General features: G+C 66.4%; 17 protein-coding genes. 10 read left to right on the forward strand and 7 right to left on the reverse strand.

Annotation, left to right across the window (positions count from 1 at the left end; genetic code table 11):
• Positions 1–76 precede the first annotated feature (76 nt).
• From QMN23_RS06000 to QMN23_RS06010, 3 genes are all read right to left on the reverse strand, one after another.
• A complete protein-coding gene (locus QMN23_RS06000) occupies positions 77–1,168 on the reverse strand; it encodes a TIGR04283 family arsenosugar biosynthesis glycosyltransferase (RefSeq protein WP_282002585.1) in 1,092 nt (363 codons plus the stop codon).
• 267 nt (positions 1,169–1,435) lie between these two features.
• A complete protein-coding gene (locus QMN23_RS06005; protein WP_282002587.1) occupies positions 1,436–2,371 on the reverse strand; it encodes a chemotaxis protein in 936 nt (311 codons plus the stop codon).
• Between the two features lie 94 nt (positions 2,372–2,465).
• Positions 2,466–4,487 carry a molybdopterin oxidoreductase family protein gene (locus QMN23_RS06010; protein ID WP_282002589.1) on the reverse strand — a complete coding sequence of 674 codons (2,022 nt, stop codon included), beginning with the start codon at positions 4,485–4,487 and terminating at the stop codon, positions 2,466–2,468.
• Between the two features lie 398 nt (positions 4,488–4,885).
• Between QMN23_RS06010 and QMN23_RS06015 the strand changes: the two genes are divergently transcribed.
• The 7 genes from QMN23_RS06015 to QMN23_RS06045 all read left to right on the forward strand — a co-directional run bounded on the left by QMN23_RS06015 (position 4,886) and on the right by QMN23_RS06045 (position 13,230).
• On the forward strand, positions 4,886–5,644 hold the full coding sequence (locus QMN23_RS06015) for a tetratricopeptide repeat protein (RefSeq protein ID WP_282002591.1): 759 nt from the start codon (positions 4,886–4,888) through the stop codon (positions 5,642–5,644).
• A 25-nt stretch (positions 5,645–5,669) separates the two neighbouring features.
• On the forward strand, positions 5,670–6,518 hold the full coding sequence (gene lepB, locus QMN23_RS06020; protein ID WP_282002593.1) for a signal peptidase I: 849 nt from the start codon (positions 5,670–5,672) through the stop codon (positions 6,516–6,518).
• Between the two features lie 166 nt (positions 6,519–6,684).
• Entirely contained in the window at positions 6,685–7,686 is a 1,002-nt protein-coding gene (rfaD, locus tag QMN23_RS06025; protein ID WP_282002594.1) for an ADP-glyceromanno-heptose 6-epimerase, read from the forward strand.
• Between the two features lie 138 nt (positions 7,687–7,824).
• Complete coding sequence (locus tag QMN23_RS06030) at positions 7,825–9,804, forward strand: APC family permease (RefSeq protein WP_282002596.1); 1,980 nt, start codon at positions 7,825–7,827, stop codon at positions 9,802–9,804.
• A gap of 358 nt (positions 9,805–10,162) precedes the next feature.
• Positions 10,163–11,086, forward strand: coding sequence for a tRNA (adenosine(37)-N6)-dimethylallyltransferase MiaA (miaA, locus tag QMN23_RS06035; protein WP_282002598.1), 924 nt, complete (start codon positions 10,163–10,165; stop codon positions 11,084–11,086).
• On the forward strand, positions 11,083–12,345 hold the full coding sequence (locus QMN23_RS06040; RefSeq protein WP_282002600.1) for a glycosyltransferase family 2 protein: 1,263 nt from the start codon (positions 11,083–11,085) through the stop codon (positions 12,343–12,345). Before miaA ends, QMN23_RS06040 begins: the two co-directional genes overlap by 4 nt.
• A 114-nt stretch (positions 12,346–12,459) precedes the next feature.
• Entirely contained in the window at positions 12,460–13,230 is a 771-nt protein-coding gene (locus QMN23_RS06045; RefSeq protein WP_282002602.1) for a C-GCAxxG-C-C family protein, read from the forward strand.
• Between the two features lie 79 nt (positions 13,231–13,309).
• On the opposite strand, the gene QMN23_RS06050 is transcribed toward QMN23_RS06045, so the two are convergent.
• On the reverse strand, positions 13,310–14,404 hold the full coding sequence (locus QMN23_RS06050; protein ID WP_282002603.1) for a phosphotransacetylase family protein: 1,095 nt from the start codon (positions 14,402–14,404) through the stop codon (positions 13,310–13,312).
• Positions 14,405–14,612: 208 nt separating this feature from the next.
• Here QMN23_RS06050 and QMN23_RS06055 point away from each other — a divergent pair, with 208 nt between their 5' ends.
• Entirely contained in the window at positions 14,613–15,074 is a 462-nt protein-coding gene (locus tag QMN23_RS06055; RefSeq protein ID WP_282002605.1) for a universal stress protein, read from the forward strand.
• On the opposite strand, the gene QMN23_RS06060 is transcribed toward QMN23_RS06055, so the two are convergent.
• A complete protein-coding gene (locus QMN23_RS06060) occupies positions 15,043–16,788 on the reverse strand; it encodes a B12-binding domain-containing radical SAM protein (protein ID WP_282002607.1) in 1,746 nt (581 codons plus the stop codon). The two genes, QMN23_RS06055 and QMN23_RS06060, sit on opposite strands and share 32 nt — an antisense overlap.
• Before the next feature lie 96 nt (positions 16,789–16,884).
• On the opposite strand from QMN23_RS06060, the gene QMN23_RS06065 reads away from it, so the two are divergent.
• Positions 16,885–18,219, forward strand: coding sequence for a radical SAM protein (locus QMN23_RS06065; protein WP_282002609.1), 1,335 nt, complete (start codon positions 16,885–16,887; stop codon positions 18,217–18,219).
• On the opposite strand, the gene QMN23_RS06070 is transcribed toward QMN23_RS06065, so the two are convergent.
• Together QMN23_RS06070 and ligA are read right to left on the reverse strand one after the other, a co-directional pair.
• The gene (locus tag QMN23_RS06070; protein ID WP_282002611.1) at positions 18,209–18,484 is read right to left on the reverse strand and encodes an acylphosphatase; all 276 of its coding nucleotides are present in this window, start codon (positions 18,482–18,484) and stop codon (positions 18,209–18,211) included. The genes QMN23_RS06065 and QMN23_RS06070 overlap by 11 nt on opposite strands.
• Positions 18,481–20,505, reverse strand: coding sequence for an NAD-dependent DNA ligase LigA (gene ligA / locus QMN23_RS06075; protein WP_282002613.1), 2,025 nt, complete (start codon positions 20,503–20,505; stop codon positions 18,481–18,483). Before ligA ends, QMN23_RS06070 begins: the two co-directional genes overlap by 4 nt.
• Positions 20,506–20,691: 186 nt before the next feature.
• Here ligA and QMN23_RS06080 point away from each other — a divergent pair, with 186 nt between their 5' ends.
• Complete coding sequence (locus QMN23_RS06080) at positions 20,692–23,037, forward strand: S8 family serine peptidase (RefSeq protein ID WP_282002614.1); 2,346 nt, start codon at positions 20,692–20,694, stop codon at positions 23,035–23,037.
• The last annotated feature ends 25 nt before the right edge of the window (positions 23,038–23,062 follow it).

Genomic DNA, 23,062 nt, shown 5'->3' on the forward strand with positions numbered 1-23,062 from the left:
CGGGTCCCTGAACAACGCGCCGCTCGGCGCGGCACGTCACCGACAGGCGGGATACACTCCCGCCTGTTTTTTTGTCTCAGCCGGCGCGGCGGGGGCGACGCCGTTCCCGGGCGAGCGTGAGGCGAAACCACCCCCAGGTCAGGAGCGCTGCGGCGAGGTGGCCGACGGGATGGTCGGTGAGGCGGTCAAAGGTGCGGTCGTGGCGGGCGAGGCGGGGGAGCGGCGCCCCTTCCAGTGGCACGCCGCGCCGATGATGACGGCGGATGTCGGCGAAGAATGCCAGCTGCCAGGCGTTGCCGCGGACGAAACAGCCGGTTTCGTACCAGAGACGGAGTCGGGACCGAAGCGGGAGATCCCGTACCAGGCCGGCGACCCGCTCCAGCGCCTCGGCAAGGTCAAGGCGACCGCTCCGGTCGTGGCTGCGGTAGAGGCCCGGCAGCTCGCCCATGAACGGCAGCCAGCCGAGGGCGGCGAAATCGGCGACGATGGCATTGAGGGTCTGCCGCTCGCGGAGCCCTTCCGTCGCGAAGCGGCGGGCGGAGGTGACGATCTCGTCCGGCAAGAGCAGCCAGCCGCCGGCCGCGGCGATCCGGGCGACCAGCCGGACATCTTCGAGAAAGGGGAGCGACGGGTCGAACCGCCCCAGTTCGGCGAAGAAGCGTCTGCCGAGAAGGAGCCCCTGGTCGCCGCGGATGCACTCCGGCCGCGGTAAACGCGCCTTCCATTCGTAGAAATAATAGGGGAGGTTCGGGGTGGCCGCCGGGCGGGCGAAGCGGAGCCGGAAACGGCCGGCCAGCCGGTCGTCGCCGCGGGCCGCCGTGGCCGCCGCCAGCGCCGCGAGGGCGTTGCGGAGTGCGGCAGGTGCGGGGAGCAGACAGTCGGCATGGAGGAAGAGCAGGGTCGCCCCGCTGGCCGCGCCGACGCCGGCGTTCATCTGTCGCCCCCGGCCGGCGGGTGAATCGACCACGATCAACGGGTAGGGGACGGTTGTCGCCAGGGCGGCGAGGCGGGCCCGGGTGTCGTCGGTGGAGCCGCCGTCGGCGACGATCAGCTCGAAGGCGCAATCCCGCTGGGCGGCCAGACTGGCACAGAGGTCGCCGATGATGGTCGCCTCGTTCAGCGTTGGCACGATGATCGACAGCTCGGGGGTGGAGTCGCGGCCTGGCATAAACGGATATCCTGGGCGGAATGGCCGGGAGTCCCGGCCGGTCGATGGTAGCCGATCGGCCGCCGGGACGGAAGCGCTTTTTTCCTGCCGGGCTTTGATAACCCGTGGGAGAGTCGTTTGCTGCCGATCGTCGCGGAAGAATTTCCTCCCCTTTGGGAAAAGGGGGCCGGCGGCGGGGCTGGCGGTCCCTTCCCGGGCATCGGCAGTCGGCAATAAAAAAGCCGCCGGAGTAATCCGGCGGCTTTGCCGCATTGGGGTGGAGAATCCTCAGTGCATGACGCTGTCGGCGATCTTCACCAAGTTCGGCAGGTCGGGTTTGGTGATGATGTCGACGGCCCCCAGGTCCTTCCACTTGCGCTTGTTGTCGTCGGTAGCCAGCGACGAGAAGATCAGGACCGGCAAATCCTTCAGCTGTTCGTCCTTCTTGACCAGCGAGGTGAGATGCAGGCCGTCCATCTTCGGCATCTCCACGTCGGTGATCAACAGGTCGACCTCGCTCTTCAGCGGCACCCCCGCCGCCCTGCTCTGCGCGAGCTTGGCGTTGAGCATGTTCCACGCCTCTTCGCCGTTCTCCGCCTCGTCGACCTGGTAGCCGGCGGCTCGCAGCGAGCTGCAGATGCTGCTGCGGATGAAGTTGGAATCGTCGGCAACCAGGATGCGGCGCTGGCTCCGGTCGAGGATGTGCTCTTCCAGGAGCTGCTCGTTGCTCATGTGGTGGAGAATGTCCTCGGAGCAGATCTCGCCGACGATCTTCTCGAAGTCGAGGACGAGGATTATCCGGTTGTCCATCTTGACCACCCCGGTGACGTAGGCCGATTCGATGGCCCGCACCGGCGGCTCCACCTGGTTCCAGGAGATCCGGTAGATCCGGGAGACGTCGTTCACCAGCACCCCGACCACCATCCGGTTGAACTCCAATACCACCACCCGCTCCGGCGCCAGGCAGTTTCCCTTGCCGAGGATGCTGGCCAGGTCCACGACGGTAATCACCTTGTCGCGCAGCTTCATCATCCCGGCAATGGCGTGGTGGGCATTGAAGACCTTCCACATCTGCGGCTTGCGGATGATTTCCCGTACTTTGGCGACGTTGACGCCGAAGTAGGAGGGGACCGGTTCTCCCCGCTCATTGCATTCGTTAAGCATGAACTCGACGATTTCGAGTTCGTTGGTGTCGCTTTCGAGAAGGATCTTGTGCTCCGCCATGGTGTTCCCCTTGCCGGTAGAATCTGTCGGTGCGGCCGACATCGGGCCCCGCTGCCGGGGCATACTAGGCGTATCGGTCCGCCGGAGCAAAACTTTAGCTGATTTCCACCCCTTTGACCTCGACCCGGGTGTCGTAGAAGGTGCTGCCGTTCCCCCGGTCGGTCAGTCGCTGGGAGGTGAGGGCGTTGACGGTCCGTTCCCCCGGGGCGAAGACTTGCCACCAGACCCCTTCGGCCACCGCCACGCCGGTCGGCACCCGCTCGGTGACCGTGAGGATGAACGGCACCTCACCGAGCCGGTTCCAGGCGAGCACCCGCTGGCCGTCGGCCAGCCCCCGCGCCCGGGCTTCGGCGGGGTGGAGCTGCAGGCACATCCCCCCCTGCCGGGCCCGCAGCTCCTCCTGCTCGTAAAAAGAGGCGTTGAGGGCGTAGAGGCTCGGGGCGGTCATCAGTCGCAGCGGCAGCTCACCGTCTTCCTCGTGGGTCGGCAGATAGCGGGGGAGCGGCTCCGGCTCGCGGGGATTGAAGAGCTCGATCTTCCCCGAGGGGGTGCGGAAGCGGCCGGGCGCCGCACCGGCCAGGTTCAGCTCTACCGCCAGCCCGGCGGCCAGCCGCTCCAGGTCGATCCCGTCGCGGAACGGCGCCGGCAGGGCCAGCAGGTGATCGATCAGTTGCTCGGCGCTCTGGCGGAAAAACGGTTCGCTGAAACCCATCGCCGCGGCGAGCAGGGCGAAGGTATCCCAGTTGCTCCGGCTCTCCCCCACCGGTGGGATCGCCGGGTAGGCCCGCTGGATGCAGTAAGTGCCGTAGGCGCGGTAGATATCGCTCTGTTCCAGCGAAGAGGTGGCCGGCAGGACGAGGTCGGCGTAGCGGGCGGTGTCGGTGAGGAACCGCTCGTGGACCACGGTGAAGAGGTCGTCCCGGGCCAGTCCCCGCAACACCGCGTTCTGGTCCGGGGTGACCGCCGCCGGATTCGAGTGGTAGACATAGAGCCCCATCACCGGCGGGTCGGCCAGCTCGGTCAGGGCGTGACCGAGCTGGTTCATGTTGACCAGCCGGGTCGGCCGGGGCTGGAAATCCTCCCGGGTCACTTCCTTGATGGCAAAAGCCGCGCCGGTGCTGGTGCTGGCGAAACAGCCGCCCCCCTCCCGGGCGTAGGCGCCGGTCAGGGCCGGCAGGGCGACGATGCAGCGGACCGTCATCGCGCCGTTGCCGTAGCGGGAGAGCCCGCTGCCGAGCCGGATGAACGGGGCGTGGGCACGGCCGTAGACCCCGGCCAGCTCCTCGATCAGCGGCGCCGGCAGCCCGGTGATGGCCGCCACCCGCTCCGGCGGATAGGCGGGGAGGATCGAAGCGCGGAACTCGGCGTATCCCTGCACCCGCTCGGCGACGAACTCCTCGTCCACCAAGCCGTCCCGGGCGATGACGTGCATCATTCCCAGCGCCAGCGCGCCGTCGCTCCCCGGCCGGACCAGGATCGTCCGGTCTGTGGCTGCCGCCGTCGGCGTCCGGTAGGTGTCGATCAGCCAGACTGTCGCCCCCCGCTTCCTCGCCTCGCGGACCCCATGGAGGAAATGGATGTTGGTTGCCGCGGCGTTGATCCCCCAGAGGATGACCAGGTCGCTGGCCGCCACCGCATCCGGATGGGGCGCGGCGGTTTCCCCCATCACCGTCTGCCAGCCAACCTCCTTGGCCGGGGAACAGATGGTCCGTTCAAGGCGGGAAGCGCCGAGGCGGTGGAAGAAGGGGTGGCCGCTGTTCCGCTGCACCAGCCCCATCGTCCCGGCGTAGGAGTAGGGGAGGATCGCCTCGGCGCCGTAGTCGGCGATGATCTGTCGCCAACGGTCGGCGATCTGCGCCACCGCCTCGTCCCAGCCGATCGACCGGAATTCGCCGCTCCCCTTCGGTCCGCTGCGCAAGAGCGGCGTCGTCAGCCGGAGCGGTGAATGGACGGTCTTTTCGTAATGGAGCATCTTCGGGCAGAGGGTGCCGCGGGTGAAGGGGTGCTCCGGGTCGCCGCTCACCTTGACCGCCCGGCCATTCGTCACGGTCACCAGCAGGCCGCAGGTGTCGGGGCAGTCGTAGGGGCAGACGGAACGCTTGAGTTCGCTGTTCATGGGGGACTCCTTGCCGGAGCCGGGGTGGCTCCTCCCGGGGATCAGGCAGCTTCCATCCGCAGCTTCCGAATGGAAACCAGGGAAGATATTCTACCGGCATTTGCGAAAAAAGCCACCGTCTTTGCCGTATCCGGCGTTACGCACCGAATGTAAAATTTTTTTACTGTAAAGAATTTTTACGATCGGGTAACGACTATATATCATTGGTGTTTTGCCGCGGACGTAAAAAAAATTTACGCTGTCAGCGGGCATTGCATCCTCGCCGTTGTTCTAACCTGCCGAAAATACACGACCAGTCCGCTGGCATACAATTTGTTTACATTAAGTGTTTCTTCCCGTTGTCTGCATGGAGTCGGCCCTGCCGGGACAACGATCCGAAATTTTACAGGAGGGTATCAATGCTGCGGAAAACTGTACGGAAGCTGGTTCTGCCGGTCTGTCTCATCTCCCTTGCCGGGTGTGCCACCATTGTCACCGGTGGCCCGAAAGCCCTGCCGATCATGTCGCAGCCGGACGGCGCGAAGATCGAAATCATCGATATCCGGAATGACAATGCCCGCGTTATCAAGGCCACCACCCCCTACACCGCCTCCCTGGAGCGTTCGGCCGGTTTCTTCCGTTCCGCCCGCTACAAGGTGCGAATCGCCAAGGAAGGGTACCTTCCCTACGAGACGGAACTCCAGGCGGAACTCAACGGCTGGTATTTCGGCAATATCGCCTTGGGCGGGGCGCTGGGGATGCTGATCATCGACCCGGGGACCGGCGCGATGTGGAGCATCAACGAGAAGAACATCAACGTCAAACTCTACGCCGATTCGCCGGAAGGGAAGATGGCGATGGCCCGGGAGCGGTACAATGGCCTTGCGCCGTTCCGGGATGGCGATTACGATCAGGCGATTGCCGATCTGGACCAGGCGCTCACGCTCGATCCGGAATATGCCGAAGGATACTGTACCCGCGCCGAGTGCCGCCTGGAGAAGGGTGAAATTGACGCCGCCCTCAGTGACGTCGACCGGGCCATCGCGCTGAAGCCCGACTACGCTGACGCCTATGCCACGCGGGGCAAGCTCTTGCAGAAAAAAGGGGATATGGCCTCCGCCAAGGTGGACCTGCAGAAGGCGGCGGAATTGCGGCGCGGGGCGGCGAAGCGACTGTAGTTTTGTGGGAAAGGATGTTACTTCCATGGAGAACAAACTGAGGAAATGGTGGCTCGCCGGGCTGTTGAGCCTGGTGGAGCCGGGGCTGGGGCAGGTGTATAACGGTCAGTTCCGCAAGGGGGTGCTGCTCTTCCTGCTGCCGCTCGTACTCCTCCCCTGTTACGTCCTCTGCCTCAATAGCCGCCATCTGTTCGCCTACCTGGCGGCGTACCTGCTGCTGGCGCTTTTCTATTACCTGTTCGTGGTGGGGGATGCCATTGTGCAGGCCCGCCGGCAGGGTGGCGCGTATGGGCTGAAGAATTACAACCGCTTGTCCGTCTATGTTGCCGTCGTCGTGGTCGCGACCCTGGTCAGCACGGGGATGAACCTGGCGCTCAAGTACAATTTCGTCCAGGCGTTCAGGATTCCGGCCGCCAGCATGGAGCCGACGCTGCTGGTCGGTGACCGGATCCTCGTCGATCGGAGCGTCTATGCGCGCGAGCCGAAACGGGGCGCGGTGATCGTCTTCGCATACCCGGAAGACCCGCGCAAGGATTTCGTCAAGCGGGTGGTGGCGGTCGGTGGTGATACGGTCGCGGTCCGGGACAAGCAGCTTTACGTGAACGGCCGGCCCCTGCTCGAACCGTACATCGAGCACCGGGAAAGCGAGCTCTTTCCGGCGACGGTGAATCCCCGGGACAATTTCGGCCCGGTCACCATTCCGACCGGCGCCTGTTTCGTGCTGGGCGACAACCGGGACCGCAGCTACGACAGCCGGTTCTGGGGCGTTGTCGGCAAAGAGCGGATCAAGGGGACGGTGAAAAATATCTACTGGTCGTGGGATCGCGAGCGCAATGCCGTCCGCTGGGCCAGAATCGGGACAATGATCCTGTAATCGCCGTTCACCGCTCAAAACTCTCTCCGACCCGGGGGGGGCGCCCGCCGCCTCCGGGGTTGACGCCTTCCTCCAGAGCTGTTATCTAGTTTCCATCCGGAAACGGTTCTTTTTCGCCCTGCCGGTGTCAATCTTCGGCCGGCGACCATTCACGAGGAGTGCATCCATGATCATCATTACCGGCGGCGCCGGGCTGATCGGCAGCGCCGTGGCCTGGCTGCTCAATCGGCAGGGGCGGGACGATCTCGTTATCGTCGATCACCTGGGGAGCGGCGACAAGTGGCGCAACCTGGCGCCGCTCCGCTTTCGCGACTATCTGGAGAAGGACAAGCTGCTGGCGCTTCTGGAAGGGGCGCCGGCGGCGCCGTTCGGCGGCCGGCCGGTGGAGGCGGTGATCCACCTCGGCGCCTGCTCGTCGACCACCGAGCGGGATGCCAGCTATCTGGCGGAGAACAACTTCGCCTACTCGAAGCGGCTTGCCGGCTATGCCCTGGCGACGGGGGCCCGCTTCATCTACGCCTCCAGCGCTGCCACCTACGGCGACGGCAGCCTCGGCTTCGGCGACGACGAGGCGTTGCTCCACCGCCTCCGCCCGCTCAATGCCTACGGCTACTCCAAACAGCTCTTCGATCTCTGGCTGCTGCAAAACGGCCTGCTCGACCGGGTAGCCGGCCTCAAGTACTTCAATGTCTTCGGCCCCAACGAGCACCACAAGGGGGAGATGCGCTCGGTGGTGCTCAAGGCGTTCCAGCAGGTGGTCGAGACCGGCGCGATGACGCTGTTCCGCTCCCACCGTCCCGACTACGCCGACGGCGAGCAGCTGCGGGATTTCGTCTACGTCAAGGACGCCGCGGCGATGACCCTCTTCTTCCTGGAACAGCGGCAGGCGAACGGCCTTTTCAATATCGGCACCGGTACCGCCCGCTCCTGGAACGACCTGGCCCGGGCGCTCTTCGCCGCCCTCGACCGCCCGCCGCAGATCACCTACTGCGACATGCCGGAGCAGCTCCGTGCCCGCTACCAGTACTACACCTGCGCCGATCCGGGCAAAATCCGGGCCGCCGGCTATACCGGCCCCACGACGCCGCTGGAGGAGGCGATTGGCGACTACGTGCGGAATTACCTCGTGCCGGAACGTTTCCTCGGCGACGAAACCGACCTCTCCTGACGACCGGGGGGCGGCGGTCGCTGCTCCCTGCTTCTTGATACTTTCTTGATCCTCCGCTGCCGCATCTTGATGCCGCTTTGATCCGCAACGGGCTACGATGGGCTATTCAACAGCCTGCCCACGGCAGCGGAGGATTTCATGCACCCACACCAGACTGACAACGGCGGCCTGCTGCAGCGGGGCCGGCGACTGCTGTTCGGCGCCCCGAAGCAACTGCAGGACCCGCATCTATTCCACCGGATGGCCCTGATCCCGATCCTCGCCTGGGTTGGGCTCGGCGCCGACGGCCTCTCCTCGTCGGCCTACGGTCCGGAGGAGGCGTTCCGGGCGCTCGGCGGTCACGCCTACCTGGCGCTTCTCCTGGCGGCGGTAATGGCGCTGACGGTCTTCATCATCTCCTACGCCTATTCGCGGATCATTGAGCATTTCCCCCACGGCGGCGGTGGTTACATCGTTGCTACCCATCTGCTTGGCGAGGGGGCCGGGGTCGTCTCCGGCAGCGCCCTGTTGGTCGACTACGTGATGACCATCACGATCTCCATCGCCTCCTGCTGCGACGCGATCTTCAGTTTCCTGCCGGTCGCCTGGCTCCACTACAAGGTGCCGGTCGCCGGTGTCCTGACCGTTCTGCTGATCATTCTCAACATCCGTGGGGTGAAGGAGTCGGTGACGGTGCTGGCGCCGATCTTCATGACCTTTGTCGCCACCCACATCCTGATGCTGATCTACGGAGTCTTCAGCCACAGCGACCGCTTCGCCCCGGTGGTGCGCGACTTCGGCGCCGGTCTCCACCGCGACGTCTCGTCGATCGGCCTCCTCGGGATGTTTCTCCTCTTCCTCCGCGCCTACTCCCTCGGCGGCGGGACCTACACCGGGATCGAGGCGGTCTCCAACGGGCTGCAGATCATGCGCGAACCGCGGGTGCAGACCGGCAAGCGGACCATGCTCTACATGGCCACGTCGCTCGCCTTTACCGCTTCGCTGATCCTCCTCTGCTACCTCCTGGTCGCGGTGACGCCGGTGGAGGGGAAGACCCTCAACGCGGTGCTGGCCGACGCGCTGTTCAGCCACTGGCCGTTGGGCCGGGCGCTCGCCTTTGTCACCATCTTCTCCGAAGGGGCGTTGCTCTTGGTGGCCGCCCAGGCCGGTTTCGTCGACGGCCCACGGGTGATGGCGAACATGGCGATCGATTCCTGGTTCCCCCACCGCTTCGCCGCCCTCTCCGAACGGCTGACCATGCGCAACGGCATCGTGCTGATGGGGATCGCCGCCCTGGCCCTGCTGTTTTACACCGGCGGTTCGGTGTCGGCGCTGGTAGTGATGTACTCGATCAACGTCTTCATCACCTTTTCCCTCTCCCAGCTGGGGATGTCGCGGTTCTTCATCCAGCGGCGCCGCGAGGACCCGCAGTGGCGGCGGCACCTGGCGGTCCACCTGGTCGGCCTCTTGCTCTGCGTGACCATCCTGGTAATCACCACCTTCGAGAAATTCGCCGAAGGGGGGTGGATGACCCTGCTGATCACCGCGGTGGTGATCGCCCTCTGCTACCTGATCAAGAATCATTACCGGCGGGTCCGGCGGGGGATCGCCCAGCTCGACGAGACCCTGCTCGATTTCCCTACCGCCGGGCCGGTCAACCATGCGCCGGTCAACCGCCAGGAGCCGACCGCCATCCAACTGGTCTCCGGTTACAGCGGTTTCGGCGTCCATACCCTGCTGTCGATCCTCACCACCTTTCCCCATACTTACAAGAACATCATCTTCACGTCGGTGGCGGTAATGGACTCGGGCTCGTTCAAGGGGGCGGAGGAGGTGGCGGCGCTGGAGCGGGCGGTGATCGCCGACCTGGAGAAATTCGTCGACCTGGCCCGCCGGCTCGGCCTGGCCGCCGATTACCGGATGGCGGTCGGCACCGATGTGGTCGAAACCGCCAGCGGGCTCTGCCAGCAACTGGCCGAGGTCTTCCCCCGGACGACGGTTTTCACCGGCCAGCTGACCTTCCGGCTGGAGAAGTTCTACCACAAGATGCTCCACAACGAGACCGCCTTCGCCATCCAGCGCCGCCTCCAGTGGAGCGGGGTGACTACGGTGATCCTGCCGATCCGGGTCAAGACCTGACCGCCGGAAAAAACTTGTCGCCGGGCGCCGCACCCCGTACAATCGGCTGGTTGTTTCCAGAACAGAAAACCGATTGGTAGCGATCTCCCCCGCCATGCTCTCCCCTCCCTTGACGGGAGGGGGCGAGGGGGTGGGTGAGCCGTCAGCCGGCCATGCGCGAGGCGCACCCTCTCCCCGACCCTCCCCCCTCGAGGGGGAGGGAGCTCTTTTGGCAGTGGGATCAAGCGAATCCGGGCGCCTGCAAGGGCTGCCGTATTATTTTCTCTCCCCTCCCTTGATGGGAGGGGCAGGGGGAGGGCGTGCATATGATTAGGTCGGCCGGCGGAGCGCTCCCCAACGGCTTGCGGGAGGCGTGGCGATGATGGCGATTACAGATTACCGGCTGCTGGTGGTGCTCGGCCCCACCGCTTCGGGGAAGACCCGGCTCGGCGTCGGGCTGGCCCGCGCCCTCGGCGGCGAGGTGATCTCGGCCGATTCGCGCCAGGTCTACCGGGGGATGGATATCGGCACCGGCAAGGACCGGGAGGAGTACGGCGAGATCCCCTGTCACCTGATCGATATTGCCGATCCCGGCTACGAGTTCAGCGTCTTCGAGTTCCAGCGGCGCTTCCTCGACGTCTGGGCGGAGGTGCGGGGGCGGGGGCGGCTGCCGGTGCTGGTGGGGGGGACCGGTCTTTACCTCGATGCGGTGCTCCGCGGCTACCGGCTGGTGGCGGTGCCGGCAAACGGGCCGCTGCGCGCCGAACTGGCTGCGCTCGTCCCGGAAGAGCTGCAGGAGCGGCTTTGCCGCGCCAATCCCCGGCTGCACAACACCACCGACCTCCTCGATCGGGAGCGGCTGGTGCGGGCCATCGAGATCGCCGAATACGAAGCGGAGCACCCGCCGGAACCGTTGCCGGCGCTGGCGCCGCTGGTCTTCGGGATTCGCTGGGAACGGAGCGAATTGCGCCGGCGGATCACCGAACGGCTCAAGGCGCGGCTGGCCGGCGGGATGATCGAGGAGGTGGAACGGCTCCATGCCGCCGGGGTGCCGTGGGCCACCCTCGACTACTTCGGCCTCGAATATCGCTTCGTCGCCAGCTATCTGCGCGGCGAGCTGAACCGCAACGATCTCTTCCAGAAGCTGAACAGCGCCATTCACGACTTTGCCAAGCGGCAGGAAACCTGGTTCCGGCGGATGGAGCGCCACGGCGTGCCGATTCACTGGCTCGACGGGGCGGCCGAGCCGCTGACGGCGGCCCTTGCCCTGCTCGGCCGGACCGGCGCGAGGGCTGGACGATGACCCCGGAGCGTTATCTGGCGAGCCGGGGGGTGACCGGTCCCTGGCAGGTGGCCGGCGACACGGCCGGCGGCGCGGCCGGGGCGGTGATCATCCCGGCCCTGGCGGAGAGCGCCGAACTCTTTGCCACCCTCCGCTCGCTGGCGGCCAATCCGCCGGAGCTTATGCCCCGCTTCCTCGTCCTGGTGGTGGTCAATCAGCGGGAGGATGTACCGGCGGCGGACCGGGCCGACAATCTCCGCACCCTGGAACTCCTGGCCGCTGCGGCGCCGGCGTTGGCGCCGCTTCGCCTCGCCTGGGTCGATGCCACGACCGCCGGCCGTGAGCTGCCGGCCAAAGGGGGTGGGGTCGGGCTGGCGCGGAAGATCGGCCACGACCTGGCGTTGCCGCTTCTCGACTGGCGCGCCGACCCGCTGTTGATCTCCCTCGACGCCGACACCCTCGTCGAGCCGTCCTATCTGCCGGCGCTGGTCGCCCACTTCGCCGCGCCCCATCCCGGCGGGGCGGTGCTCCCCTTTTGCCACCGGCCGGGCGCTACCCCGGCGGAAGCGGCGGCCATCGAGCGCTACGAACTGTTTCTCCGCCTCTACGTTTACGGCCTCGCCCTGGCCGGCTCTCCCTACGCCTTCCACACCGTCGGCAGCGCCATGGCCTGCCGCGGTTCGGCCTATCTGCGGATGGGGGGGATGAACAGCCGCCGCGCCGGCGAGGATTTCTATTTCCTCCAGCAGCTCTACAAGACCGCCGGCCTAGCGCCGCTGGCCGGCACGCTGCTCCATCCGTCGCCGCGCCGTTCCCACCGGGTGCCGTTCGGCACCGGGCGGAGCGTTTCCCGGCTCCTGGACGGCGACGGCGAGGCGGTGCTCTTCTACGATCCGGCCTGCTTCCGGGTCCTGGGCGCCTGGCTGCGGCTGGCGGCCGAGCGGTGGGAGGGTGCCGGTGAGGAACTGCTCGCCGGGGCCGGGGCGCTCGCGCCGGCGCTGGCCGACTACCTGGCGGCACTGGAGCTGCCGCTCGTCTGGGACCGGCTGCGGCGGCACCACCCCGGCCGGGAGCGTTTTCTGACCGCTTTCCACGGCTGGTTCGACGGCCTCAGGACGATGAAGCTGATCCACCATCTCTCCGCCGATCTCCATCCCCGCCGGCCGCCGACGGTGGAGCTTCTGGCCGGCTACTGCCGCTGGGGGGGCCTCGGCGCGGCCCCTGAACCGGTAGCGCTGCTCGACGAACTCCGCACCCGCCAGAATGGCCTAGCGGCCTGATTTCTCCGTGCTCATTGAATATTTATCAATATCAATTAAAATATATTCAAGAAAAGTTATCGTCTGCCGATATGCTAACTAGTTGCCAACCGGAAAGCGACAAGGAGGCATGTTATGGAGAGTTCGCGGCGGGAGATGCTGGGGTTGTTGGGGGTGGCGATCGGGACGGCGGCGGTGGCGCCGCTGCTGGGGCAGCAGGCCCTGGCGGTGCCGGTTCGGGCGAAGGCCGGCGATGCTCCCTGGCCCTATGTCCCCCTCGATCCGAAGGCGGTGGCGGAGCGGGCCTATGAGGCATACCTGGACGGGCACTGCATGTACGGCACCTTTGCCGGGATCGTCGGCGAGCTGGCGGCGCTGAAAGGCGCCCCCTACAATACCTTCCCGCTGGCAATGATGAAGTACGGCGCCGGCGGTGGCGCCGAGTGGGGGACCCTCTGCGGTACCCTCAACGGCAGCGCGGCGGCAATTGCCCTGCTGTCGAAGAATCCGACGCCGCTGATCGATGAACTGTTCGGCTGGTACCAAACGGCCAAGCTCCCCGACTACCGGCCGGGCGATGCCATTTACGAGATCGCGCCGTCGGTGGCCCGCTCGCCGCTCTGCCACGTCTCGGTCTCCCGCTGGTGCAAGGCGACCGGGCTCCACTCGCTTTCCAAGGAGCGCTACGAACGGTGCGGCTGGCTGGCGGCCTGTTGCGCCAAAAAGGCCGTCGAACTGCTCAACAGCCAGGCGGCGGGAAAATTCCAGGCGAGCTATCCGCTGCCGGCGCGGGTCCAGGAGTGCCGGGGCTGTCACGACCGGGGCGGGGTGGTGGAGAATACCCGCGGCAAGATGGAGTGCGGCGTCTGTCACTTCAGCCTTGGCACCGGGCACACGAAAATCTGACGCCGCGTGCCGTAGTGTTCCTTTCCGCAACGAAAAACGCCCGCAACATGCGGGCGTTTTTGTCGGTGCCGGGTGCCGGTCAGCCGAGCAGGGCGTCGATGGCGTCGAAGTCGATGACCTCTTCCGCCTGGCTCTTCACCAGGTCGATCTTCTCGGTATCTTCGGCGCTGATCTTGGAAACGTGGTAGTTCATCGCCGAAAAGACCTCGGCGGTCGATTCGTGGATCCGGATGTAGGGGATGTCGCTGCCGTCGAGGATCTGCTGGGTGATCGCCGAAACCGGGGCGTGGCCCGGAATGATCAGCCCGGCGATCTTCTCCCGGTAGGCCGGGATATGGTAGAGGGACGAGGTGGTGACGATCAGCTCGTCGCGGGAGCTGGTGACGACCAGGAGCGTCGATTCGAGCAGCCCGTCGATCACCCGTTGGGATGAGGCGGCACCGAGCTGGATGTTGTGGACGATCCGCGTCCCCTGACTGACGTCCCCCTTGAGCGGATGGGCGAGGAGCCGGGAGAGACTGTTGAGGGTCGGGTTGGCCAGCACCGGCGAGAAGTCGAAGGCGCCGATCACCGCGATGTCATGGGGGGCAAAGGCCCGTTGCAGATAGGCCAGGGAGGTCTGGCGCTTTTCCGGGATCAGCTTGTTGACCAGCAGCGCCTTCATGTCGGCCCCTTCGAGCCGGTAGAGCGGCAGGTTGAGCTGGACCGAATCGATGACGTTGCCGATGCCGCCGCCGGAAACCATCAGCACCGGGGCACCGAGCATCTTGGCCACCCGGGCGTTGTTGAGGCCGATGACCGAGCCGACGCCGCCGTGGCCCGCCCCCTCGATGATCAGGAAATCGTTCTTCTTTTCCAGCTCCCGGCAGGCCTCGGTGATCCGCTCGATGGGGTAGAGGGCGGGGATTTCGCCGTCGATGAACTTCTTGGTGGAGCCGCGGCCGAGCACCACCGGCGACATCCGGGCGATGTCCTCCTCCAGGCCGAAGAGCCGGGCCATCAGCGCCGCATCCTTGTCGACGGTGACGCCGTTGAAGACCTGGCATTTGGGGCCGATCGCCTTGATGAAGCCGACCCGGCCGTACTTCTTCCGCGCCAGGTGCATCAGCGAGACGCTGATGGTCGTTTTGCCCGAATTCTGCCCGGTTGCGGCAATGAATATTTTCCGGCACATAGCGTGATTCAACCTCATGCGCGTTGGTAAGGTATCAATATTCAATTATACTTGGTTTGGCGGAGCTGTCGCAAGAGCGTATACGAAAGGGTCGGTATACGGGGCTATCGCCCGCGGGGCTTCCCTTGGCGCCGATCGGTGCTACAATTTAATTAGAAAAGATGCTGCCGGCTGCAACGATGCAGCCCATGCCCTGAAGGAGGAATGTATGGAAAACGTCAAAAAGATTCTCGTCGTCAGCAGAATGACCTCGGATTGCCGCGATGCGGTCCATTACGGTGTCTCCCTGGCCCGGCAGTGCGGGGCCGAGTTGTACATCCTGCACGTCGTTCACAACCCGTTCGGCCTCGAAGGATGGAGCCTGCCGACCGTCACGCTGGAGCAGGATTTCGCCAAGATCATGGAGGACGCCAAGAAGGACATCGACGCCATCCTCAAGAAGGAGCAGAAGGACGGCTTGACGATCACCGAGCTGGTGAAAAAAGGGGAGCCGACCGAGGAAATCCTGAAGACCGTCAAGGAACTGAAGATCGACCTCTTGGTCATGCTGGCCCACCAGGAGTGGCGGATCGAGCATTTCCTCTTCGGCCGGAGCAACGAGGAAATCGTCCGCAAGATGCCCTGCTCGGTGCTTTTGGTCAAGAAAGAGCCGGAACCGGTCCGCTGGTAGCCGGCGCCAGGATTGCCACCCGCAGTTTCTCCCCCGGGGTGGCGGTATAGACGAAGAGCAGTTCCACCGGCCCGGCCGCCGATGCGGCGTGCCGGTAGTCCCGGGCGAAGGTGCGGGTGAAGGTGCGGACCCGGCTGCCGGGCGGCGCTGCCGGCAGTTCCGGGGCCGGCGTTTTGGGTCGTGACGGCGGCTGGGGAGAGGCGGCGTCGAAGAAAGGAGGGAGTTTGGCTCCGCCCGGGTATTCGATCCGGCAGAAGTCGAAAGCGAGAGCGTCGGCGAAGCCGGGCCGTTCGGCGGCGGCGAGGATGGAGCCGCCGAACTCCCAGAACGTGGTGAACACCCCCCCGAGCGAGAGGTTCGCCGGCACCTCCCGTTGCTCCCAGTAAGCGGCCGCCAGCCGGAATACCTCGGCAAGCGGCCGTTCGGCGGCCAGGGAAGCCAGGCTGGCGGCGAAGCGGCCGCTGTTGTACAGCAGGTCGAGCAGCCGGCTGATGGTGCCGATGGCGCCGATTTCGGCAAAGGAAAGCCAGGGGGTCTGCAGGATGGTGTAGGGCGGGCTGTCGGAGAAGGCGTACTCCTCGTCGACGGCGATCCGGCGCATCGGCGCCCCCTTCAGTACCTTGAGCGGTTCCACCTGGATGTGGTGCGGGGCGACGGCAAAGAGCCGCTCCAGGGAGGCGAGGAAGCCGGTGAAGTCCTCCTGCGGCAGCCCCGCCACCAGGTCCAGGTGGAGAATCACCCCCGTCTCCCGCCGCAGCCGGGCGACGGCCTCGAACAGCCGGGCCAGGTCCGACTTGCGGCCGACCCGTTCCAGTGTTGCTTCCCCCCCCGATTGCACCCCGATCTCGAAACGGAACATCCCCGCCGGCACCCGGGCGAGCAGCCGGATATTCTCCTCAGTCAGCAGGTCGGCGGCGATCTCGAAATGGCAGCGGCTCTGCCGGTTGCGGCGGAGGATGAACTCCCAGATGGCGTTGGCCCGGGCCGCGTCATAGTTGAAGGTCCGGTCGACGAACTTGATCGTCTGCACCCCGGCCGCCAGGAGCAGTTCCAGGTCGGCTTCGATCCGCGCCGGCGAATAGGTGCGGACCCCCTTTTCCAGGGAAGACATGCAGAAGGCGCAGGAGAACGGGCAACCGCGGGACGATTCGTAGTAGACCAGCGGCTTGCCGAGGTCGACCAGCCCGGCGGCGAAGGGGGAGGGGAGGCTGTCCAGCTCGGCGACCGGCAGCCGGGGGGGATTGGCGACGATGTCCTCGCCGGAGCGGAAGACGAGGCCAGGGACGGTGGCCAGGAGCGGTTCGACGGCGGTCCGTCCCCAGGCCGCCGCCAGCACCTCCAGGCAATCGCGGAAGGTCGCCTCCCCTTCGTCGCGGACGATGCAGTCGACGGCCGGCTGGCGGCCGAGCAACTCGAAGATGCCGTAACTCGACTCTGGCCCGCCGAGGATGACGAAGCAGCCGGGGCGGATTTTTTTCAGGTCGGCGACGAGGGCCAGGGTTTCGGCGATGTTCCAGATATAGCAGGAAAAGGCGACCACGTCGGCCCCGGCGGCGACCAGCCGGCGCAAAACCTGTTCGCGCGGCTCGTTGACCGTGTACTCGCCAAGAGCGATCTCGACCCCGGCGATGTCGCCGCCGGCGGCGGCGAGAGAGGGGAGGGCGAGGGAGGCGTGGACGTATTTGGCGTGGAGGGTGGCGAGCAACAGTTTCATGGGGGGATTGTAACGGAAGCACTGCGGGATGACCAGTGAAAGTTAAGGCGAATCCGCCTGTTGGCGTGAGGGGTCGGTTTGTGCTATGGTGGCAGGATGAAACGAGCGAACCTTCCCAAACTCCTCTATGCCGACCGGCAGGGGAACATCTTCGATCATCCCTATTACGACATGGCCGGCATGAACGGCAGTGAAACGGTCCTCCCCGAGTCGGTCGAGCTGATTCCGCTCCCCGAGGGGAGCCGACTGTTCACCATCCCCGATACCCCGCCGCTGGCCTGGGATGCCAAACAGCGGCGCTTTGTCACCGTCGACACGGTCCGCGAGGGGCGGCGGGAAAGCCGGGTCCAGGCGGTCTCGGCCTTCATGGCCCCCGGCTACGTCCGGACCCTCCTCCCGGCCTGCGACTACCGGCGGAAGAAGGTCCATCTGCCGCTCTGGTCCTACACGGCCGTCGGCTGGGACGAGGAACACGAGCGATTCGTGGTCGCGGCCAGCCGGGTCGACACCAACGACAACTGGAATCCGTGCAACTACGACGACCGCCAGCTCGATCCGCTGGTCCGGGCACGGCTGGCGGAACTGCCGGGGAACCGGCTCCTCGAACAGCTGGCCCGCTGCGCCGTCGACTACCACTGCTTTGCCGCCAAGAACCTCTTCTTCCGCCGCTGGGAGGCGCCGCTGCCGACGTCGCCCGCCTGCAACTCTCGCTGCCTCGGTTGCATCAGCCTCCAGCCGTCCGACTGCTGTCCGTCCAACCACGACCGGATCGGCTTTGTGCCGACGCCGGAGGAGATCGTCGAGCTGGCGCTGCCGCACCTGCAGGAGGCGCCGGAGCCGATCGTCTCCTACGGCCAGGGGTGCGAGGGGGACCCGATCATGCAGGCCGACACGGTGGCCGAGGCGACCCGGCGGCTCAAGGCGGCCACGCCGCGGGGGACCGTCAACTTCAATTCCAACGGCTCTTTTCCCGAGCGGATCAGGATGCTCTGCGATGCCGGGATGGATTCGATGCGGATTTCGCTGAACTCGGTGCGGGAGGAGTGCTACAACCGCTATTACCGGCCGGTGGGGTACCGCTTTGCCGACGTGGTGGAATCGGTGGCCATCGCCAAGAGTCGCGGGCTGTTCACGATGATCAATTACCTGGTGTCGCCGGGGGTGAGCGATGACCCGGCGGAGGTGGAGGCGCTACTCCGCTTCATCGGTGAAACCGGGGTCGACATGATCCAGCTGCGCAATCTCTCCATCGATCCCGATTTCTACAACCAGCGGCTGGAGGTCAAAGGGCGGGGGATTGGCATGTACCGGCTGCTGGAGCGGTTGAAACGGGAATTTCCGCGCCTCCAGTACGGTTACTACAACCGGACGAAGGAGAACTTCTTTCCGCCGGGGTACGAAAAGGGGTGGCCGATCCCGCTCAGTACCTGATCTCGAAATCCGCGAATTCGTCGCGGTACTGGTCCTGCTCGACAATCACCTGGTCGACCCGCGCCCGGGCCGGGCCGATCCGGCACCAGGCGATCATCTTTTTCACTGCCTCCTCGTCCCCTTCGAAGCAGCCGAGGACGTCGCCGTTGGCCAGGTTCTTCACCCAGCCGTTGACCCGGTAGCGCAGGGCGGTTTCCCGGGTGTGGTGGCGGAACGCCACCCCCTGGACGAACCCTTTGACGGTTATCACGACCCGCATTTTCATGATTTCCCCTCCGCTTCTTCAAGCAGCTGCAGGAATTCGTCCTCGGTGAGTACCGGCACGCCGAGTTCCCGGGCCTTGGCCAGCTTGCTCCCCGCTTCGGCGCCGGCCACCACGTAATCGGTCTTCTTTGACACCGAGCCGGCGGCGTGCCCTCCCTCGGCCTCGACGAGCCGCTTGGCGTCGTCGCGGGTGAAGCGGGTCAGGGCGCCGGTGAAGACGAAGGTCTTGCCGGTAAATTTTCCCCCCAGCCGCTTCTCCTCCACCGCCGGCCGCACCCCGGCGGCGAACAGCCGCTCGATGGTCGCCTGATTCTCCCGGTTGTGGAAGAAGGTGCGGATGCTCTGGGCCACCTGCGGCCCGATCTCCCGGATCGACAACAGCTCCTCTTCGGTGGCCGCCGCCAGGTTGGCGACGCTGCCGAAGGCGGTGGCCAGCAGTTTGGCGGTATGCTCGCCGACGTGGCGGATGCCGAGGGCGTAGATGAAGCGGGGGAGTTCCCGCTCCTTGCTGGCGGCAATGGCGGTGAGCAGGTTCTCCGCCAGCTTCTCCCCCATCCGCTCGAACTGCATGAAATGGTCCCGGGTCAGGTAATAGAGGTCGGCGATGTTCCGGACCAGGCCGAGGCGGAGCAACTGCTCGATGTATTTCTCTCCCAGGCCGTCGATATCCATGGCGTCGCGGGCGGCGAAATGGATGATCGACTCGCGGATCTGCGCCGGGCAGGAGAGTCCGAGGCAGCGGACCGCCACCTCATCGGGGATCTTCACTACCTCCGAGCCGCATTCGGGACAGGTCGCCGGGATCGGCAGCGGCCGTTCGGCGCCGGTCCGTTTCTCGGTCAGCACCCTGACCACCGCCGGGATGACGTCGCCGGCCCGCTCGATTACCACCGTATCGCCGATCCGAATATCCTTCCGCTCCATCTCCTCCCAGTTGTGCAGGGTCGCCCGGGAGACGGTGACCCCGGAAACCTCCACCGGCCGGAGATGGGCCGTGGGGGTGATCACCCCGGTCCGGCCGACCGACGGGACGATGTCTTCCACCACGGTGACCGCCTGGCGGGGGGGGAACTTCACCGCCACCGCCCAGCGGGGAGAGCGGCTCTTCTCCCCCAGCTCCCGCTGCAGGGCGAAGGAGTCGACCTTGACCACCACCCCGTCGATCTCGTAAGGGAGCGACTCGCGTTGCGCAGTCATCTCCCGGTAGTAGGCGAGGACGGCGTCGATCCCCCGTACCCGGCGGATCAACGGATTGACCGGCAGCCCCCACTGGCGAATCGTCTCGAGAAAATCCTCCTGGGAGGTGAACTCGACGCCGCGGCATTCGCCCGGCGCATAGCAGAACAGGGAGAGCGGCCGGCGGGCGGTGATCCGCGAGTCGAGCTGGCGGATCGAGCCGGCGGCGGCGTTGCGCGGATTGGCGAACGGCGGCTCGCCGTCCTCCTCCCGCTGGGCGTTCAGCCGCTGGAAGGCGGCCAGCGGCAGGTAGACCTCCCCGCGCACCTCCACCTGTTCCGGCGCCGGGTCGACGGCCAGCCGGAGCGGGATGCTCTTCACCGTCTTCAGGTTCCGGGTCACCTCTTCGCCGACTACCCCGTCTCCCCGGGTGGAACCGACGGTGAACTGCCCCTCTTCGTAGACCAGCTCGATCGCCAGCCCATCCATCTTCGGCTCGCAGACGTAATCGAGCTCCGTCTCGGCCGGCAAGCCGAGAAAACGCTTCACCCGGTCGTCGAACTCGGTGATCTCTTCGTCGGTGAAGGCATTTTCCAGCGAGAGCATCGGCAGGCGGTGGGTTACCTGGTCGAATTTTTCCAGCGGTTCGCCGCCGACCCGCCGGGTCGGGGAGTCGGCGGTGGCCAGCTCGGGGAACTGCTCTTCAAGGGTGAGCAGTTCCCGGAACAGGGCGTCGTATTCGGCGTCGCTGATCTCGGGCCGGTCTTCCACGTAATAGAGGCGGTTGTGCCGCTCGAGCTCGCTGCGGAGCCCGGCGATGCGCTGGGCGGCGGTCTGCTTGTCCATGGCTGCTCCGTATCGGGGGATAGAGGAGCTTATAACATAGCGGCGGAGGGATGGCAATTCGTCTCCGCGACCGGGGGAGAGCCGCTTCCGTACGGTGCGTTAAATGTGATACAGTTAATGTAGCGGTGCGGACCGGTGCCGGGAGAAGGAAGCGGCAGCCGGCGCAGCGGCGTCGCCGGAGGTGTGATGATGAAGACGGACCTGATCGGTATCGTGGGTAACGCTTTCCGGCTCCTGCTGGCCGGCCTCGGGCTGGCGGCAGGGAGTGCCGTCATGCCGGCAATGGCCCCGGCGGCGCCGGTTCCCGCCGAGGTCCGGGCGGCGCTGGCGCGGGGCGAGCCGCAAGAGTTGATTGTACTCCTCGACGATACGGCAGTGGAAGGCGAGGTGGCGGGCCTGTCGTTACCGGCCGCCACCGGGGCACGGGAGGCGGCGCAGCGGCGGCTGGCGCTCAAGGTACAGCGCTACGGCGAGCTGAAGGAGCGCCTCGTTAGCGCCTTGGCCGGCGAGAAACTGGCGGTCGTCAGGGCATACAGCCATCTGCCGCTCTTCTGCGTGCGGCTCGGAGCCACGCAGGCGCTGGAGCGGCTGGCGGCGCGGCGCGAGGTGAAGGGAATCTATCCCAACGAGGCGCGGCAGCCGGCGCTCGCCGAGAGCCTGCCGCTGATCGGCCAGCCGGCGGCGGCCTGGGCCGGGTTCACCGGGGCCGGGACGGCGGTGGCAGTCCTCGATACCGGGGTCGACTACACCCGGGAGGCCTTCGGTTACTGTACCGCCCCCGGGGTCCCGGCCAGCTGCAAGGTGATTGTTTCCTTCGATACCGCCCCCGAGGATTACCTGCGCGACGACGCCATCCTGCACGGCACCAATGTCGCCGGCATCGTCCTCGGTGTCGCCCCGGAGAGCCGGATCATCGCCATCGACGTTTTCACCAACGACCTCGCCTACGATGCGGACATCCTCGAAGCCGCCAACTGGCTGCTCGTCAACCAGAGTACCTACAATATCGTCGCGGCGAACCTGAGCTTCGGCAGTGGTTATTATACTGCCCCCTGCGGCGATTCACCCTATGCTGCCGTGGTGTACCAGGCGCGGGCGGCCGGGATCATCCCCGTGGCCGCCTCGGGGAACGAGGGGCACCTCGACGGCATGCTGCTCCCGGCCTGCGTCCCCGGCGTCGTCTCGGTGGGGGCGGTCTACGACTCGTATTACGGCACCTTCCACGGGACGATATGCACGGAAACCGCCGCCCCCGACAAGGTGGCCTGCTTCTCCAACAGCGCCTCGTTCCTGACCATGCTGGCGCCGGGCTCGATCATCACCGCCGCCGGGGTGAGCATGAGCGGCACCTCCCAGGCCGCCCCCCACGTGGCCGGAGGGGTGGCGGTGCTGCGCTCGGCCTTTCCGGCGGAGACGCCCGACGCCACCCAGACCCGTCTCACCGCGAGCGGCACGCCGGTGACCGATCTCCGCAATGGCCTTGTCAAGCCGCGCCTCAGCGTTGCGGCCTCGCTCGGCTCCCCCGCCAACGATGCGTTTGCCGACGGCATTCCGTTGACCGGCGTTTCCGGGCAGGCTGCCGGGGTCAATCTCAACGCCACCAGCGAGGCGGGGGAGCCGGAGCATGCCGGGGTGGCGGGGGGCGCCTCGGTCTGGTGGACCTGGCAGGCGCCGGCCGAGGGGACCGTCACCCTCGACACCCACGGCAGCAATTTCGACACCCTGCTCGGGGTCTATACCGGCGTGAGCGTCAATGCCCTCACCCCGGTGGCGGCCAACGACAACGACGGCAGCGCCTACGGTGCCAGCGGCCTGACATTTCCAGCCCACAGCGGCGAGCTCTACCGGCTGGCCGTCGACGGCCGGGCCGGCGCCACGGGCCGGATCGACCTCACCTGGAGCTTCATCCCGGCGGCGCAGGCCGATCTGGCGATTACCGCCTCGGGAGAGCCGCCAACGCTGTTCGTCGGCCAGCTCCTCAGCTACACGGTGACGGTGGGCAACTACGGCCCGGCCGCGGCGACGGACGTGACCGTCACCAGCCCGCTGCCGGCGGGGGCCGCCTTCGTCTCCGCCTCGCCGGGGTGCGGCTACGCCGCCGGCACCGTCAGCTGCAACGCCGGCCCCCTGGCCGTCGGCGGCTCGATCAGCTTCGGGATTGTCGTCACTCCCACCGCTGCCGGCACACTCCTCACCATGTTCCAGACCGGCGGCTCCACCAACGATCCGGCGCCCGGCAACAACACAACGGTCGTCTACACGCCGGTGGGCGAGCTGCTCTACCCGGTGCTGGTCGACAACGTCCAGTATCCGACCCTGACCAACGGTTTCGGCGTCGTTACCGATGGCGGGGCGATCCTGGCCACGGCCAGCCTGTTCACCGAAGAGCTGCTTCTCAACCGGGCGGTCCGCTGCACCCTGCGGGGCGGCTACGATTCGCTGTTCAGTGCCCAGAGCGGTTACACGACCGTCCAGGGGACGCTGACGCTGGCGGCCGGCGCGCTGACCGTCGACCGGCTGGTAATCCGCTAGTCCCCGCTGCAACGCGGCTGCGGCG

Origin of the sequence: Geotalea uraniireducens (genome assembly GCF_027943965.1) — a bacterium.
Taxonomy (GTDB): Bacteria; Desulfobacterota; Desulfuromonadia; order Geobacterales; family Geobacteraceae; genus Geobacter; species Geobacter uraniireducens.

Coding starts and splice junctions, on each gene's coding strand:
- QMN23_RS06065 (WP_282002609.1), top strand. CDS start 16,885: ATGAAACGAGCGAACCTTCCCAAACTCCTCTATGCCGACCGGCAGGGG.
- QMN23_RS06040 (WP_282002600.1), top strand. CDS start 11,083: ATGACCCCGGAGCGTTATCTGGCGAGCCGGGGGGTGACCGGTCCCTGG.
- QMN23_RS06055 (WP_282002605.1), top strand. CDS start 14,613: ATGGAAAACGTCAAAAAGATTCTCGTCGTCAGCAGAATGACCTCGGAT.
- QMN23_RS06030 (WP_282002596.1), top strand. CDS start 7,825: ATGCACCCACACCAGACTGACAACGGCGGCCTGCTGCAGCGGGGCCGG.
- QMN23_RS06050 (WP_282002603.1), bottom strand. CDS start 14,404: ATGTGCCGGAAAATATTCATTGCCGCAACCGGGCAGAATTCGGGCAAA.
- QMN23_RS06015 (WP_282002591.1), top strand. CDS start 4,886: ATGCTGCGGAAAACTGTACGGAAGCTGGTTCTGCCGGTCTGTCTCATC.
- QMN23_RS06045 (WP_282002602.1), top strand. CDS start 12,460: ATGGAGAGTTCGCGGCGGGAGATGCTGGGGTTGTTGGGGGTGGCGATC.
- lepB (WP_282002593.1), top strand. CDS start 5,670: ATGGAGAACAAACTGAGGAAATGGTGGCTCGCCGGGCTGTTGAGCCTG.
- QMN23_RS06000 (WP_282002585.1), bottom strand. CDS start 1,168: ATGCCAGGCCGCGACTCCACCCCCGAGCTGTCGATCATCGTGCCAACG.
- QMN23_RS06060 (WP_282002607.1), bottom strand. CDS start 16,788: ATGAAACTGTTGCTCGCCACCCTCCACGCCAAATACGTCCACGCCTCC.
- ligA (WP_282002613.1), bottom strand. CDS start 20,505: ATGGACAAGCAGACCGCCGCCCAGCGCATCGCCGGGCTCCGCAGCGAG.
- QMN23_RS06070 (WP_282002611.1), bottom strand. CDS start 18,484: ATGAAAATGCGGGTCGTGATAACCGTCAAAGGGTTCGTCCAGGGGGTG.
- QMN23_RS06005 (WP_282002587.1), bottom strand. CDS start 2,371: ATGGCGGAGCACAAGATCCTTCTCGAAAGCGACACCAACGAACTCGAA.
- QMN23_RS06010 (WP_282002589.1), bottom strand. CDS start 4,487: ATGAACAGCGAACTCAAGCGTTCCGTCTGCCCCTACGACTGCCCCGAC.
- QMN23_RS06080 (WP_282002614.1), top strand. CDS start 20,692: ATGATGAAGACGGACCTGATCGGTATCGTGGGTAACGCTTTCCGGCTC.
- miaA (WP_282002598.1), top strand. CDS start 10,163: ATGATGGCGATTACAGATTACCGGCTGCTGGTGGTGCTCGGCCCCACC.
- rfaD (WP_282002594.1), top strand. CDS start 6,685: ATGATCATCATTACCGGCGGCGCCGGGCTGATCGGCAGCGCCGTGGCC.